Origin of the sequence: Yersinia proxima (assembly GCF_902170785.1) — a bacterium.
Lineage (GTDB): Bacteria > Pseudomonadota > Gammaproteobacteria > Enterobacterales > Enterobacteriaceae > Yersinia > Yersinia proxima.
This window is the reverse complement of sequence record NZ_CABHYG010000017.1, coordinates 360,425-376,804: the sequence shown is the minus strand read 5'-3', so window position 1 is coordinate 376,804 and position 16,380 is coordinate 360,425. Positions and strand designations below refer to the sequence as shown.

The window sequence follows — 16,380 nt, the reverse complement described above, 5'->3', positions numbered from 1 at the left end:
TACTGTTGGCGGATTTATGGCTTTTTCACGTCAGGAATGTCAGTGGAAAAACGGGCTGAAATGGCATCCCGTTCATAACCTTGCCGTTGCGTTAAAATAGAATACATTTCGGGCCGACGGCCATAAATCCAGCGCCGTCCGGTGCTGAGTGGGATTAACGACAGATCTAATTCAGCACTGACCATCACATCGGCGGCTTCCCAGGTTTCATTGATGATACGGCCATAAGGGTCCAGTATCATGGCATTGCCGGTACGAACTTCATCATCATCCGCGCCAATCCCATTACTGAAGAGAATAAACAGGCCATTATCATGTGCACGGGCCGGTAACCAACGCATTAACCATTCCCGACCATTTACGCCGCGAATAGCCGCCATCATTTCCGCTGTTCTTTCCGCGCGTTGCTGCCAGAGATCGAGTGGAATGGGCTTCATACCATATGGGCTGCGTGAATGTGTTCCACCGGTTTGATGCGGTGCTAGTAATATATCAGCACCAAGCAAGGTGGTTGCGCGCACATTTTCCACCAAATTGTTATCCCAGCAGATAAGAATGCCGACTTTGACGCCCCAGGGGGTATCAAAAACCGTATAAGAATCACCGCTGCTGATAGCTGGGTGTTCAAAAGCATGCAGTTTGCGGTGCGTGTGCAGCGACCCATCAGGCATACAAGCGACATAAGCATTATAGAGTCGCCCGTCGTTCCCCTGCTCTATCAGGCCGACACCAATCAGCATTTGATGTTTCAGCGCCAAAGCCCGCACCAAGGCAAGCGATGGGCTGCTTTCAATCGGCTCAGCCAAAGCGGTCACTTGCGCTGCCGTCAATTTAGGTACATGCCAATATCCCGTAATGCACATCTCTGGGAAAGCCAATATTTTGATGTTTTTCAGCGCCGCCTGCTCAATAAATCGTTCAATAACCAATAGGTTGTATTGCTTATTGTTGGCCTGATGCTGGAATTGTACTGTTGCTGCGGTGATCAATGATAGTTCAGTCACATTATCCTCCTCGGACAGCTATTGCTGATTTTTATGATTGGTATTACAGCAGCGCTATTGATAACTTTATAATGAATGATTTTCCTTTTTTGATTACCAACAGGAATGAATAAGTGAATATAAAGTTGCTGAAAGCCTTTGTGATGCTCGCGCAAAAAGGCAACTACGGGGATGCCGCACAGGCCCTTTGCGTGACGCAACCGGCACTGACCAAGCAGATTAACTTGTTGGAATCGATGCTGAATATTCACTTGTTCACCCGTGGGCGACATGGCGCGGCGTTGACACGCAGTGGGCAACAATTACTCGCACAAGCAGAGAAAACGGTCAGTCAATCCGAGTTCTTTTTGCAATCTGCCGCCCGCGTTGCTCAGGGTATTGAAGGGTTGCTCACCATCGGGTTTGGTCTATCGACTTTCTATACCGCGCCACAGTGTATCGCCAAATTCCGACAGCAATTCCCCGCGATTTCTATCACCCTGGAAGATATTCCCTCGGCGCAACAATATGCGTTATTAACGCGCGGTGAACTGCAAATTGGCTTTGTGCGTGCTCCCCCCACATTGGTATTGGATTTTTATCCTTTATTTGAAGACCGCCTGGTGCTGGTGACACCACAAAATAAAACACACGCCCCCGATGAGTGGTTAAAATACCTGCCATTGCTGCGTTTATATACTGAGCGTGGGCGTGGACTCAATGCACAAACCGATCTATTTTTGCAATCAAACCAATGGTATGCGCCCACGATGCAAGAAGTTGAAGATATTCAGACTATATTGGCGCTGGTGATTGCTGGTATCGGCGTTGCCTTATTACCGCAAAGTGTGGTGCATATTGCGCCGCCTGGCATGAATATCATGCCACTCAGTGGAAATAATCTCAGTTGGCAAGTGGGCATCGCCTGGAATAGTGCTATTGCGGATCTGGCGCGAGATAACTTTATTAAGATGGTGGCAAGTGAATAACGAGCAAAATATCGTAGGATATCTCGCCCGCTATTATAGGGGATATTAACGGAACGGTGGCTCGTTAAAGGTCCGTAATTTGCGCGAATGCAGTTGATCACCCTCTGCGCGCAGCAAATCTATGGCCCGAATACCGATCTGTAAGTGCTCGGAAATGGCACCTTCATAGAAGTGATTCGCCTGCCCCGGCAGCTTGATTTCACCATGCAACGGTTTATCTGACACACACAATAATGTGCCGTAAGGCACCCTGAATCGGTACCCTTGCGCCGCAATCGTGGCACTTTCCATATCAACCGCCACCGCACGACTTAAGCTAAAACGCAGTGCAGAAGCCGAGAAACGCAGCTCCCAGTTACGATCGTCGGAAGTTACGACCGTTCCGGTACGCAGCCGTTGTTTAACTTCAACCCCCGGCATACCGCTCACCGCTTTGGTGGCGTCATATAATGCCCGTTGAACTTCAGCGATACTGGGGATCGGAATATCCGGTGGCAGCACCGCATCCAGCACATGGTCATCACGCAAATAAGCATGAGCCAATACATAATCGCCAATCGCCTGACTCTCACGTAAACCACCGCAATGCCCGATCATCAGCCATGCATGTGGCCGCATTACCGCCAGATGGTCACAAATGGTTTTGGCATTCGAGGGGCCGACGCCAATATTCACCAGCGTGATGCCATGCCCGCTTTCTGCGATTAAATGATAGGCCGGCATTTGGTATTTTTTCCACGCCAAATCAGATGTTGTCTTCTCTGGCTCGGCATTTTCAGCGGTGATGTAACTGCCTCCGGCGCAAGATAGCGCCTTATAAGGGCTGGAGGGATCCAGAATCTGCTGACAGGCCCAACTGACAAACTCATCAACATAGCGGCTGTAATTGGTAAATAGAATATAGGGCTGAATATGTTCTGCCGGTGTACCGGTGTAATGTTTGAGACGTGCCAGGGAAAAATCGGTACGTAGTGCATCAAAATGCGATAGCGGGAAATCTGCGCCGGCAATATCAATACCGTCAGTGATGCCATCACAGATTTTAGCCAAATCGGTGGTCGGGAAATGTTGAGCCAGCCCTGCGGTCATCGAGCGGTCGAGAATCAGGTCAGAGCCATCGATAACAAAGGGATACGGCATCTCTTGTTGTGACGGTGTCACTTCAAACACCGCATTGTATTCACTTTCGAGTAATGTCAGCTGTTCAGTCAGATATTCTTTGAATAATGTTGGCCGGGTGATTGTGGTGCTGTATTGACCAGTGCGCGAAAAACGACCGTAAGCCCTGGTGCGTTGATGATCGCGGAATTGGCCATCCCAACTGACACTCAACTGTGGATATGAAAATAAGCCCTTCGCCCGGTCACCCACATCAGGCAAAGCCCCATCGCGAATATAGGCGCTGATAGCATCACGCAATGCGCTCAATGCCGCCTCGTATAATGTCTCCAGCCTCTCTATTGCCTCAACGGCCGAGAGATGAGTTGTCGCTTGTGATTGATTCACGGTATTTCCTTCCGTTGGCTGTGTCAGCAATTTGATTTGCTGTTTTGATAATCTAAATGTCTTAGCGCGAAAATACTAATGATTCAACATCGACAGAAACGTATACTTGCCGCAAGCGCCCACCGCAGAACAATACCGAGCCAGTAAGATGAGCGAAGCAAAAAACAGTTGGGTTACCGCCAGTGATGTTGCCAGGCTCGCGGGTGTCTCTCGTTCCGCAGTTTCACGCACCTTTACGCCCGGAGCCTCTGTTTCAGAAAAAACACGCCAGCGCGTTCAGGCGGCAGCAACTGAACTTGGCTATCAGGTCAATATTATTGCGCGCTCAATGATAACCGGCAGCAGTAATTTTATCGGATTAGTGACGGCGGGTTTTGATAACCCTTTTCGCAGTAAATTGCTGGCTCCATTGGCTCATAATCTGGCGATTCAAGGGTTTATGCCGCTGTTGATGAACGCCGATGACCCCAAACAATTGGAACCTCAGCTACGAGAGTTACTGAGTTACCATGTGGCCGGTGTGATCCTGACCTCTGGTGCTCCGCCCCTCTCCTTAGCCGAAGAGTATCTCGCCAGAAAAATCCCTGTCACCTTGATCAATCGCCAGACCGAACTGGATGGAGCAGACCAGGTTTGCAGTGATAATGCGCAAGGCGCGACCCTGGCGGCCCATCATCTGTTAGCTCAGGGAGTGATGGCCGCCGGGTTTATTGGTGAAAATGCCCACAATTTCAGTACCCGCCAGCGCCATCAGGGGTTTGAGCAAGCATTGACAGCCCACGGGCAGCCACTCGCGAGCATTTTTTGTGAGAGAGGCGGTTATGAAGCGGGTTGGGATGCGGCAGCGGCCTTAGTCGCACAGTGCCCTGATCTCGATGGGTTATTCTGTGCCACCGATATGCTGGCAATGGGCGCAATGGATTATTTACACCGCCATCTGCCCCAGCAACCGGTTCGAATCATCGGTTTCGATGATATCCCACAGGCAACCTACGCCGCCTACCAATTAACGACTATCCGGCAAGATACCGACTGTTTGGCGCAAACTGCGGTAAATTTACTGGTAAATCGCATTCGTCGCTTTGAACAACCCTCGGTACAAAAGACCATTCCAGTGGAATTGGTTGTTCGACAATCAGCATAAAATGAATGATTTGTTTTATGTGCAAGTGATCACGGAATAATATTTTCATTATCGCCATTATCATGTAGCAGAGTTGTTATCGGCTACATAAGTTTCTTTGTTTGCACACGAGTGCAAAAGTTAACAAGGAGTATTTGATATGACCAGATTAAGCGCGACGGACATTGATTCCCGCTATCAATTTGCCTGTGATGTCGCGAAAGCTGCTGGCTTTATGGCATTCGGTTTTTACCAGCAACGGCAAGAGTTAGAGATACAACACAAAGGCAATGATTTGCAGGATGTGGTCAGTATGGCTGACCGAGAAGTCGAAGCATTGACCCGCAATATGATTGCACAGCGCTTCCCAATGGATGACTTTTTGGGGGAGGAAAGCGGCGGCGGTCATGCCAATGCCGTTTGTACCTGGGTGGTTGATCCGATAGATGGCACCGCCTGCTTCCTGAACGGGCTGCATACCTGGTGCGTTTCAGTCGGTGTGATTGTCGATGGCGAACCGGTTATTGGTGTGGTTTACGATCCCAATCATCAGGAACTGTTTCATGCCTGCCGGGGAGGAGGTGCATTTCTCAATGGTAAACCTATCCAGGTTCATCCGGGCAAAGATGTGCGCGATGGAGTGATGGGGGTTGGCACCTCACACCGAGTTACGCCAGAGGATTTTCTGCCCTTTCTCAACCACCTACTGCATGCCGGAGGCATGTTTATACGCAGTGGTTCCGGCGCATTGATGACCGCGCAGGTGGCTGCCGGGCGGCTGATTGGCTACTACGAGCCGCATATGAATGCGTGGGACAGCCTGCCAGGGATCGTTCTGGTACGTGAAGCCGGTGGCATAACCAATAACTTTTTGGCTGATGGCGGGCTGCAAAAAGGCAATGTGGTCTTGATGGCCAATCCACAGGTTTATCAGCAACTGACTGAATTTGTTAAACAACCACTGAAGTCATAGCTGACCGAAGTCGTGGGCGGTGCCTACTATCTATTTACTAGTTACTACTTACTGTCTGGAACAGCAACATCATTCTGATTATGTACCCTACACACTCACAACAATATTAAGGACGAATCGCTCCCCTTACGGAATCTCGGGAGAATGCTTAATCAGCGTGCATTTTGCTTATCCGCTATCTGGAGTGAAATTATGTCTGGTATTTTCGCTTTCTTTAAAGCTGCACCGGCGATAGCCCCGCAAGGGGTGTTTAATGAGAAGAAGTTTATCACTCTGCGCTGGGGCACGTTTTTGTCGATGACGGTGGCGTATGTGATGTTTTATGTTTGCCGTCTCTCGTTTACTGTCGCCAAAAGTGCATTGGTGGAAATTGGCATCACCCCAACCGAATTGGGCATGATTGGTTCGGCGCTGTTTTTCTGTTACGCCATCGGTAAGTTAGTTAATGGTTTTATTGCTGACCATGCCAATGTCGTGCGCTTTATGAGTTTGGGGCTGCTGCTCAGTGCCGGTATGAACTTTATGATGGGCACTACCACCAATGCCCTGCTGCTGACACTATTTTGGGGGATTAATGGCTGGGCGCAATCAATGGGGGTCGGCCCTTGTGTGGTTTCATTGGCCCGTTGGTATGGCGATAAAGAACGGGGAACCTTTTACTCCATTTGGTCAACGGCACACAATATTGGTGAGGCGGTGACCTATATGGTGATTGCGGCGGTAATTGCTGGTTTTGGCTGGCAGTTTGGTTATTTCACCACTGCCATGCTGGGCGTGGTAGGGATTGTCCTGATTTTGCTGTTTATGACTGACTCACCACAAAGTGCCAGTTACCCGCCTATCAGTGTGATTCGCAATGAACCAGAAAGTGTCACTGAAGAGAAAACCTCGGTATTAAAAAGCCAACTGTGGTCACTGCGTAATCCGGCATTATGGACACTCGCATTAGCGTCAGCATTTATGTATATCGACCGCTATGCGGTGAATTCTTGGGGTATTTTCTTCCTGCAACAAGCGAAACAATATACCACGCTGGAAGCATCAGGCATCATCGGGGTAAATGCTATCGCCGGTATATTTGGCACTATTATCGCCGGTATTTTATCAGACAAATTCTTTCCACGTAATCGCAGTGTTATGGCCGGAATAATAGGTTTATTAAATACCTTTGGTTTTGCTTTAATGATATTTATGCCGCGAAATCATTATACCGATATATTAGCGATGATTATTTTCGGTGCCACCATAGGTGCATTAACCTGTTTTCTTGGCGGTTTGATTGCCGTTGATATTTCATCCAAGAAGGCTGCGGGCGCAGCGCTGGGCACGATTGGCATTGCCAGCTATGCTGGTGCCGGGTTAGGTGAGTTTATTACCGGGGTTATTATTGATAAAACCTCCGTAATAGAAGCCGGCAAAACACTTTATAACTTCCATACATTATCAATATTTTGGATCGCCACTGGATTGCTCTCTGCCCTGCTCACTTTTATTACCGCAGGTATTGTGGCCAGAAGACAAACAACAAAACAGGTTGAGAGTCTGACATAGCTATTTATTTATAGAACAGGTTATTTATAAAACGGCTTATTTATAAAGCAACTTATTTATATTAAAAAAATAGCTGACATAACGTGGCGTTCCAACCTATTTTACTGTGCTGATATTGATTAAATGTTGCTATTGCAAAAGGTGTTGTCACGTCTGTTGTCGTTGGGTTAGTCAATAATACCCTGTAACGGAAAAAACAGTTTCGTTGCAGGGTAAATCCTGAGAACCCGCTTTACTGGTAAACAACGCCCCATTTTGCCACTTATTCTCACGTTTGATTCCCCTTCGCTGACCTTAAAATAGTCGCTGTCGCAGATAACACTTTATTTTCTGCTTTGAAAAGGTCTCTTTTGCGTGGCGAAATCATTTTTACGCAGTGGTAGTTTGGACGATATTCTGGCGTTGGGCGAAAACGGACAACCGGTTTATGCTGCTGCACTTCAGATTAGAGAGGCATTGCGTCTCAAAAAACAGCAGCCGATTGCCGATTGCCTGGCGATCCCGCAGCTCAATGAGCAAGGTGACCGTATTGACTGGTATGCGCCAATTGAAGGTAAAGTCACCTCATGGGTTGCGGCCAGCACTACAGAGCGAAAATCCGCGATAAAACAACTGTCTGCCTGCCTCTCCAGTGCCAATGATTTATGTCAGCGTGCGCAAAAATCAGATAAGGCCGCTCAGCGGTTATTCGGTGTGTTGCTGGCCAAAACCCTGCAATTTCCCGATCAGAATCATGTATATCTGGTGGCAGGCAAACCGGTACTGACTTTTTGGGGATTTGTCAGTCAGGATCAGAAAACACGAACTGACCCACTCGATTGCTTACGACAAACAGCCGAGGCTATTGAGCCAACTTTCTCGCCACTGAGTGCTGCACCACCTGAACCGGCCGCGCCGCCGGTTGCCGCGATTAGCGAACCACCACCGCCAGCCGACATTACGCCAGCCATCGAGCCGATGCCAGAACCTGTCCCGCCCTCGCTGCCTGAGAAAAAAACACCTCGCTGGCTGCGCTTTAGCTGGGCATTGCCCGTTGTGGCATTAATTATCGCCTTAATCGTGCAATTCAGTGGCGGAATACCAGAAAGTGCTTCAGCAGCGCCAGAGGTTAAGCCAGCGGTGGCTAAAGATAAGGCAGTTAAAGATAAAGCCGAGCCTGAAGCCAGCGCACCGGTTATTAAAATGACTCAGCCGCTGCTGGAGCCAAAACTCCCGCTGGAACATGCCACCATTGTTCCCCCGCCACCGGCCGTAGTAGAACAACCGGTTGCTGCGCCAGAATTAACTGCCGCACAGAGCAAAAATGCGCTGGTACTCCCATTCGATGCGGTCAAGGTGGGTTCGACCGCCTTCCTTAATGGCAACTGGCGCGTCAGTCCCGATATTAAAGCCGCCCAGACCGGTAGAGCGCCGAGCCTGAAATATCAGATTAAAAAGGGTAAAGGCACGGTAAAAATTACCCACGGTGACAACGTCACCTGTCAGGCCAATATTACCGCCGGACTGATGAAGTCGGGTAATTTGGTGATTAACAGCCGCTATAGGGCGCAGTGTAGTGATGGTTCAAAATATCAAATGCCTGAGATCGTCTGTAAGCAAGGTCTGAGCGGTATTGCTGATTGCAAAGGCCGTTATGATGCCAATACCACACTTCCAATGACGATGAAGCGCGAGACTAAATAATATTATGCTGGCAACGATCACTGACTATAAACAGAAAATTTCGCTGATTCAGAATAGTGGCATCCAGTTTTTGGACTTTGCATTAAAACCTGAATTTGATAGCGAATTGCCGAATAAATTTGTACGCAAAAGTGCCAATGGCCCGCTATTACGGCTGAATTACCATGAACATAATGGCAAATATTCACTGATGGTGCCGGGGGCGGCCCCTGAAATTGTCAAGCCGGAGTTTAGCTTCCCGCTGGAACAGTCACTCAAACTGCTGAATAAAATTTGGCTCCCCCTGCCGTTCTTGCGTTTTAATCCCCCGCGCAGCTTCGTTAATGGGCCGGATAATTGGGCCAGAGTACAAATTTTAGTGCTGGATAAGCCTGATCAAGATGGTAATACCTTACGGGTTACCCTGGCTTTTGATACCAAGGTTTACGCTGAAGGTCATGCTAACGAATATCTCGCGCCCAATGAGAATGACATCAAAACCGGCTTAAGTTTCGCGCTGGCGTACCATAATGAAGAATTAGCTGAATTTCTTGATTTGACCTGGGTAGATGGCTGGTTGCGCGAAGTCTTTATTCAGCAAGCCTCTGAGCAGGAAGAACGCACCGCTCGTCATATTAGTGCATCGTTGCGCGAGTTTGAATATCAAGCCCACTACCTTAACTTGCTGGAATTACTCGGCAGCCAAATGGGTGTGCCAGAGATCAAAATCAATACCAGCACCCTGCAAGAACCCGCCGTGAATGTTGACCTTATTCTTGATGTCGGTAACTCTCATACCTGCGGTATTTTGGTGGAAGACAGTAGCGACGAAAGTCATGGCCTGAAACAAACCTATGAATTGCAAATCCGCGATTTGAGTGAGCCGCATCACCTCTATAATGAGTTGTTTGAGAGCCGGGTTGAGTTTGCCCAAGCCAAATTTGGTAAACAGAATTTTTCAGTTGAAAGTGGTCGTGATGATGCTTTTGTCTGGCCGTCGATTACCCGTGTTGGTAATGAAGCCAGCCGTATGGCGCTACAGCGATTGGGTACTGAAGGTTCTACCGGTATTTCCAGCCCACGCCGCTATCTGTGGGATGAAGAAACCTATGCCCCAGGCTGGCGCTTCAATGAAACGCAAACTGCGCAACTACATGAACCCTTAGCCACCGCATTACCGCTGACCCATCTGGTCAATGATGACGGCCAACCCTTGTACAGCGTGCCAGTTGATGAACGACTGCCAGTATTCTCGCCACATTATAGCCGCAGCTCATTGATGACCTTTATGTTATCGGAGTTACTGGCGCAGGCGCTGATGCAAATCAACAGTGCAGCACAGCGCTTGAAAATGACGCATGCCAACGCCCCGCGCCAGCTGCGAGCCATTATTCTCACTCTGCCGTCAGCCATGCCCAAGCCCGAACGGGAGATTTTCCGCCGCCGGATGAATGAGGCTATTGCTCTGGTGTGGAAATCCATGGGTTGGCATCCGGCAGATGATAACTTTATCTTTGAGCAAAAACCGATCTTTGAGCAAAAACAGATCTCTGAGCAAGACCGCGCCAAAAGCCAGGTCTTGGTGCCAACGGTTCAGATGGAATGGGATGAAGCCACCTGTGGTCAGATGGTTTATCTGTATAACGAAACCCAGGTTAACTTCGGTGGCCGTACCGCGGCATTTTTTGCCAGCATGGCACGGCCAGACAAGCAACTTGAAGCTGGAGAAACCGCAGGGAAAACTCTACGCATCGCCTCAATTGATATTGGTGGCGGCACCACGGATCTGGCCATTACGCAATACTGGCTGGATGATGGTATGGGCAATAATGTCAAAATCAGCCCACGTTTGCTGTTCCGTGAAGGGTTTAAAGTCGCCGGTGACGATATTCTGTTAGATGTCATTCAACTCTATATTTTGCCTGCACTACAGGCTCGACTTAAGAAAGTTGCCATCGCCAATACTGATGCACTGATGGATAAACTGTTCGGAAATGATGGCCGAATGGATGGACAATCGGCGCTACGTCAGCAAGCTACCTTGCAAATATTTATGCCAGTGGGCCGGGCTATTCTGGAATCTTATGAAAGTTTCGACCCACTGGATACCAATGCAGAAATCGATGCCAACTTTGGTGAGCTATTATCACAGCAACCAACAGCGAAAGTGTTGGAATACATTAACAGCGAAGTTCAGCGCGAACTGGCTGCCGATGCGGGGGTATTTGATATCTTGCAGGTGCCGCTGGTATTGAAATTAAGCAAACTGCACGGCGAGTTCTTATCTAACCGGATGAGCATTACTCAAAACCTGCGTTCGCTGTCCGAAGTAGTGTCGCTCTACAGTTGCGATGTGTTGTTATTGACGGGACGCCCTTCGCGCTTCCCAGGCATTCAGGCGCTATTCCGCCACTTACAGCCGCTGCCGAATAATCGTATTCTTTCGCTGGATGGATACCATACCAACGATTGGTATCCATTTAACAAACAGGGCCGAATCGATAATCCTAAATCCACCGCTGCGGTAGGGGCAATGCTGTGTTTGTTGTCACTCGATTTACGGCTGGCCGGTTTTTACTTCAAAGCCGGTGATTTCCAGCCTTATTCGACCATCCGCTATCTTGGTATGCTGGGCAGCAACGATGCCCTGACCGATGAAAATGTCTACTATCGCGATATCGATCTCGATAGTGCGGATTTCACCCTGCCATCTGACGCGCGTTTCCAGGTTAGAGGCACGTCGTGTCTGGGGTTCCGCCAGCTTGATAATGACCGCTGGCCAGCATCCCCGCTCTATACCTTGTCGATTGTCGATCAAGAACTGGCGCGTAAAGTTGCCGGAGACGGTGCCTTGTATGTCAGATTGAAACTCGCCAAAAGTGCCGTTGATAAAAACAGCAGCCCGGAACGTTTTGAGATAGCTGACGCGGTACTGCAAGATGGCAGCCGTGTTCCGCCGCATCATCTGCGTCTTAAGCTAAACACACTAGCCAGCAATGGTTCAGCATCAACCCATTATTGGATTGATAGTGGGAGCGTATTTAAAAAATGAAATCATTAACCAGCCGACAGCTCAATAGCCAGTTGCAACAGGTTACCCAAGGCATTGATCAGACGATTGATTGGATTAACACTACGCGCCAACATGCCATTCGTTTGGATATTGAAGCTGATCAACTGACCGTCAAACTGCGTCGCCAGCGTAATAAAGCCCGCCATCTGGCTGAAATGTCATTAATGCCAATGAGTATTGGCTTTTTTGGACAATCTCCTGCCGGAAAACAGCATTTGATTTCAGCGCTGATTGCCGATGAAAACGGTCAGTTGGAAACCACCCTGGCGGGAAAGACACTTAACTTTTGGCAGCAAATTAAACCCGGCTACCAAGCCAGTGGTCTGGTGACGCGATTTAGCCACCAGGTGGCTATCAATCATGAAACTCATCCAGTACAACTTTCGCTGCTGAATGAAATTGAACTGGTCAAAATAGTGGTGGGCGCGTATCTGCGCGATAGTCAGCAAGACGTGGTGCAGCACTCACTGAGTGAGCAACATATTACCGATCATCTCCAGCAATTGACGATGCGCAAGCAACAGACTGCGATTGCCGGGATAACCGCTGATGATGTCATTAGCCTTTGGGATTATCTGGTTCGCCATGACGCACCACGCCAAAAAAGATTGGAAGCGCATTTCTGGCCGGTCGCCATTGAATTGGCACCTTATTTACGAATTGATGATCGGGCTATTTTATTCTCGCTGCTGTGGGCCGAATCACAGCCATTGACCGATGCTTATCGTCATTTTGCCTATACCTTACAACACTTGGATAGTGCACCACAGTTACTGGCCCCGCTCAGTGTGTTAGTTGATGACATGTTGTTGCCTGCCAACGGCATTATGAATGTCGCGACGCTCAATGACCTGAACACCCCTGCTGATACTCAGATTCAAGTGCTGCCATTGAAAGACACTATCACCGGTCAATCGGTGACGTTGTCACTGGCTGAGTTAACGTTTTTAGCGGTAGAGCTACAGATCCCATTACGGATGTCTGCCATTGAAAATGTATTCGAATCGGTAGAATTATTAGATTTCCCTGATTTTGGTGATGAATTCGATACGCCAACGCAGGTATCACATTTGCCCTATGCACTGGCGGCGTCGTTATCATGGGCAAAAAACGCCTATCTCCTTGAGCGTTATACGGAGAGGCAACAAATCAATATGCTGTTGGTTTGTAATGCGGTGAGTCACCGCAGTGACGTTAAAGCCGTGGGTAAATCACTGGATTATTGGGTTAAACAGTCTCAGGGCGAAAATACCCAAGTGCGCTCGCGCCGTAATCCGGGGCTTATCTGGGCGTTAACACCGTTTGACCAGCGTATTGCTTCAGAGGGTACGAAAAACCATGATGAAGCGGTACAGCGCTATGTTGGCCAGCCTGGTGACAGTAGTTGGGGGACTCTGCTGGCGCTGGATGCTCGCGGCATTGAACGGATGGTGAGTTATCTGACCAAAGAAATTCACCGTGATATTAAGGCCGAACGCATCACCGAGCAGCTTAATGAACTGCAACGGGAACTGACCGAAAACATGCTAGCCAGTTGGTGTCAGCCAGTCACCCATGAATCACAACAAAAACAGCACATCGCAGAGACATTGCTTAAAGCACTGCAAACCCGAACCGGCCTGCATGGCGAGTTGCTGGAGCGATTATTGCCTGCGCGGGATGAGTTGCGAGCGCTGTATCTGCAACAACAAAATCGGGTTACTGAGCTGATGACTTCGGGTGACAGTCATCACGATCCGTTCAGTATTGGCATTGATATTGATTTGTTCAGCGACGCATCTTTATCACCAGAACAACCGACGCCAACTGCTATGCAGTCTGGTGGGGATGATGAAACACAATATGCCACGAATGTGCAACGCTACTGGGTTAATCACCTGCGGCAATTACCCGATAACGGGCCGCTGATTGAGTTATTGGGGATCAGCAAACCGACTATTGAGTTGCTGGTCGCTGAGTTAATAACTGCCAGCATTCGATTAGATGTCACCGGGCAATTGGTTAAAATACTGGCTGACAATGAGCAAGTCAGTTTGCAGCGCGACACTAAGGCTGATCGTCAAGTCTCTCGCGCCCTGACGGTGTTGGGTGATTTCGTGGCCTGGCTGGGATTCCTGCAAATCAGTGAAACTCAACGACCAGATAGCCGCATTAACCGAGGCTATAAGATTTTTGCGCGCATTCCTACATCATTATCACCGCCAGGCGCAGCGCAAAGGTTGACCAAATTGGCTCCCACACCCACCAATAACACGGCATTTTACATTTATGACTGGTTGGTTGGTTTAGGTGAAATGATTATTCACAATGAGGGTTATTCCGCCAGCAGTGAAATCAGCGAGCAGCATCAAGCGCAATTAGCGGCCATATTAAAACCCATCCAGCCGATAGCGGTGTCATAACCTATTTCTCACCCTTCCCGGTGCCATACTGGGAAGGATGTTTTCTGCATTTAATTCTCTTTTAGTTTCAATTAATTAACCAATTATTCACTTGATGTTATTTTGCATTACTTTGTGATCAGTCTTCAATTTTTGCATTCTGGCTATTCGTCGTGCTTGTGCCTTTTATGAAAGCGTGTTTATCTCTTAAGGCTTATTACACTTACAACACTTATTGATGAGATACCCCGTGAACTATTCCACTGCCCATTTCGCTCTACTAAACATCGATCTACTCGATACTGCGCATGTTGACGCAGTTGTGGTCGTGCGTGTGGTGGTGGTGGTCGGCAGCGCGCCGTAACGGGTAACGAATCCAGAAAGATTCCCAAACCCCGCCGGCGCCAGCCGAGCGGGGTTTCTTTTTAGCCCCACTCTGTTAGCTACCGGCCCTGATGAAGGATATAACCATGCGTTATACAGGCGCCCAATTAATAGTTCGTTTGCTGGAACAGCAAGGCATTACCACTGTTGCGGGCATTCCCGGTGGAGCCGCGCTTCCGCTGTATGATGCTCTGGGGCAAAGTCGCATTATCCGCCATGTGCTGGCGCGGCATGAGCAAGGTGCAGGCTTTATGGCCCAAGGCATGGCACGAGCCACGGGACAAACTGCGGTCTGTTTGGCATCCAGTGGCCCAGGTGCCACCAATTTGGTCACGGCAATCGCCGATGCCAAACTCGATTCGATTCCACTGGTTTGCATCACCGGACAAGTCTCATCTTCAATGATTGGTACTGATGCATTCCAGGAAGTCGATACCTACGGCATATCGATCCCTATTACCAAACACAACTATCTGGTACGCGATATCAGTGAATTGACACGGGTGATCCCGGCGGCATTTCGCATTGCACAATCTGGCCGCCCCGGCCCGGTATGGATTGATATTCCCAAAGATGTGCAAACGGCGGAAATCGATCTTGATAACCTGCCTGAACCAGGGGTCGCCGATAAGCCCTGCCCGATTGACCCCATTGCCATTGCAACCGTCGCACAAATGATCAACAGTGCTGCACGGCCGGTGCTCTATCTCGGCGGCGGAATCGTCAGTTCTGAGGCTCATGAGCAAGCGATACAACTGGCCGAACAAGCCGGTTTGCCCACCACCATGACATTAATGGCATTAGGCACCATGCCGGTTGACCATCCATTATCATTAGGCATGTTAGGAATGCATGCTGCGCGATCTACCAATTTCATCATGCAACAAGCGGATTTATTGATTGTACTCGGTGCGCGATTTGATGATCGGGCTATCGGAAAAGCCGAACAGTTCTGCCCTGATGCTAGTATCATTCATATTGATATCGACCCGGCTGAATTGGGTAAAATTCGCCGGCCACATTTGGCGATGAATGCAGATATCAAACAGGTATTAACCCACTTGCTGCCCTTGATCGAAACGCAAGCGCGCAGTGAATGGCGCGGGATAGTTAGCGACATACAGCGCGAATTCCCATTCAATCAGCCCAACAGCGAAAATCCATTGTGCCACTATGGTTTGATTCGTGCTGCCGCCGCTGCATTGGATGATGAAACCATCATTACCACCGATGTCGGCCAGCACCAGATGTGGGTGGCTCAGGCCTATCCTCTGCATCGCCCGCGTCAATGGTTAACCTCCGGAGGGTTGGGCACTATGGGATTTGGTCTGCCCGCGGCAATTGGCGCCGCACTGGCCAAGCCGCAAGCAAAAGTGGTGTGTTTTTCCGGTGATGGTAGCCTGATGATGAATATTCAAGAGATGGCAACGGCTGCGGAAGAGCAACTTAACGTTAAGATTATTTTGATGAATAACCAGTCACTCGGGTTAGTCCATCAGCAACAAGACCTGTTCTTCGGTAAGCGAATTTTTGCCGCAGACTACCCTTATCGCACTAATTTTATTCATATTGCAGAAGGATTTGGTTTCTCAACTTGTGACCTCAATACTGCCAGTGATCCTTATAGCGCATTGCATGAGGCATTAAATCGCCCCGGCCCGGTACTTATTCATGCTCTGATTGATGTGGATGAAAAAGTATATCCAATGGTGCCGCCGGGTGCGGCAAATATCGATATGATTGGAGGTGAATAAT

General features: G+C 49.0%; 11 protein-coding genes. 9 read left to right on the top strand and 2 right to left on the bottom strand.

Annotated elements, in window-relative coordinates:
- Positions 1-14: 14 nt before the first annotated feature.
- Positions 15-1,004, bottom strand: a complete 990-nt coding sequence (locus FTB31_RS17950; RefSeq protein ID WP_227731667.1) for a nitrilase family protein — start codon at positions 1,002-1,004, stop codon at positions 15-17.
- Positions 1,005-1,117: 113 nt separating this feature from the next.
- Between FTB31_RS17950 and FTB31_RS17945 the strand changes: the two genes are divergently transcribed.
- The gene (locus FTB31_RS17945) at positions 1,118-1,972 is read left to right on the top strand and encodes a LysR family transcriptional regulator (protein ID WP_227731666.1); all 855 of its coding nucleotides are present in this window, start codon (positions 1,118-1,120) and stop codon (positions 1,970-1,972) included.
- A 45-nt stretch (positions 1,973-2,017) separates the two neighbouring features.
- Here FTB31_RS17945 and FTB31_RS17940 read toward each other — a convergent pair whose 3' ends face one another.
- Positions 2,018-3,478, bottom strand: coding sequence for an AMP nucleosidase (locus tag FTB31_RS17940; protein WP_050078067.1), 1,461 nt, complete (start codon positions 3,476-3,478; stop codon positions 2,018-2,020).
- 148 nt (positions 3,479-3,626) lie between these two features.
- Here FTB31_RS17940 and FTB31_RS17935 point away from each other — a divergent pair, with 148 nt between their 5' ends.
- From FTB31_RS17935 to ilvB, 8 genes are all read left to right on the top strand, one after another.
- Positions 3,627-4,622: a LacI family DNA-binding transcriptional regulator gene (locus tag FTB31_RS17935; RefSeq protein ID WP_050078149.1), complete on the top strand. Its 996-nt coding sequence runs from the start codon at positions 3,627-3,629 to the stop codon at positions 4,620-4,622.
- A gap of 139 nt (positions 4,623-4,761) precedes the next feature.
- The gene (locus FTB31_RS17930; RefSeq protein WP_050078068.1) at positions 4,762-5,574 is read left to right on the top strand and encodes an inositol monophosphatase family protein; all 813 of its coding nucleotides are present in this window, start codon (positions 4,762-4,764) and stop codon (positions 5,572-5,574) included.
- Between the two features lie 192 nt (positions 5,575-5,766).
- Complete coding sequence (locus FTB31_RS17925) at positions 5,767-7,125, top strand: MFS transporter (RefSeq protein WP_175628049.1); 1,359 nt, start codon at positions 5,767-5,769, stop codon at positions 7,123-7,125.
- A gap of 354 nt (positions 7,126-7,479) precedes the next feature.
- Entirely contained in the window at positions 7,480-8,808 is a 1,329-nt protein-coding gene (locus FTB31_RS17920) for an SrfA family protein (RefSeq protein WP_175628048.1), read from the top strand.
- Positions 8,809-8,812: 4 nt separating this feature from the next.
- Entirely contained in the window at positions 8,813-11,839 is a 3,027-nt protein-coding gene (locus FTB31_RS17915; protein WP_227731665.1) for a virulence factor SrfB, read from the top strand.
- A complete protein-coding gene (locus tag FTB31_RS17910; RefSeq protein ID WP_227731664.1) occupies positions 11,836-14,262 on the top strand; it encodes a putative virulence factor in 2,427 nt (808 codons plus the stop codon). Before FTB31_RS17915 ends, FTB31_RS17910 begins: the two co-directional genes overlap by 4 nt.
- Before the next feature lie 217 nt (positions 14,263-14,479).
- A complete protein-coding gene (gene ivbL / locus FTB31_RS17905; protein ID WP_077174708.1) occupies positions 14,480-14,605 on the top strand; it encodes an ilvB operon leader peptide IvbL in 126 nt (41 codons plus the stop codon).
- Positions 14,606-14,711: 106 nt separating this feature from the next.
- Positions 14,712-16,379, top strand: a complete 1,668-nt coding sequence (gene ilvB, locus FTB31_RS17900; protein ID WP_175628047.1) for an acetolactate synthase large subunit — start codon at positions 14,712-14,714, stop codon at positions 16,377-16,379.
- Position 16,380: the final 1 nt, after the last annotated feature.

Excerpts from the sequence above, each read along its gene's own strand:
- ivbL (WP_077174708.1), top strand. The coding sequence starts at position 14,480 with ATGAGATACCCCGTGAACTATTCCACTGCCCATTTCGCTCTACTAAAC.
- FTB31_RS17935 (WP_050078149.1), top strand. The coding sequence starts at position 3,627 with ATGAGCGAAGCAAAAAACAGTTGGGTTACCGCCAGTGATGTTGCCAGG.
- FTB31_RS17925 (WP_175628049.1), top strand. The coding sequence starts at position 5,767 with ATGTCTGGTATTTTCGCTTTCTTTAAAGCTGCACCGGCGATAGCCCCG.
- FTB31_RS17915 (WP_227731665.1), top strand. The coding sequence starts at position 8,813 with ATGCTGGCAACGATCACTGACTATAAACAGAAAATTTCGCTGATTCAG.
- FTB31_RS17930 (WP_050078068.1), top strand. The coding sequence starts at position 4,762 with ATGACCAGATTAAGCGCGACGGACATTGATTCCCGCTATCAATTTGCC.
- FTB31_RS17910 (WP_227731664.1), top strand. The coding sequence starts at position 11,836 with ATGAAATCATTAACCAGCCGACAGCTCAATAGCCAGTTGCAACAGGTT.
- ilvB (WP_175628047.1), top strand. The coding sequence starts at position 14,712 with ATGCGTTATACAGGCGCCCAATTAATAGTTCGTTTGCTGGAACAGCAA.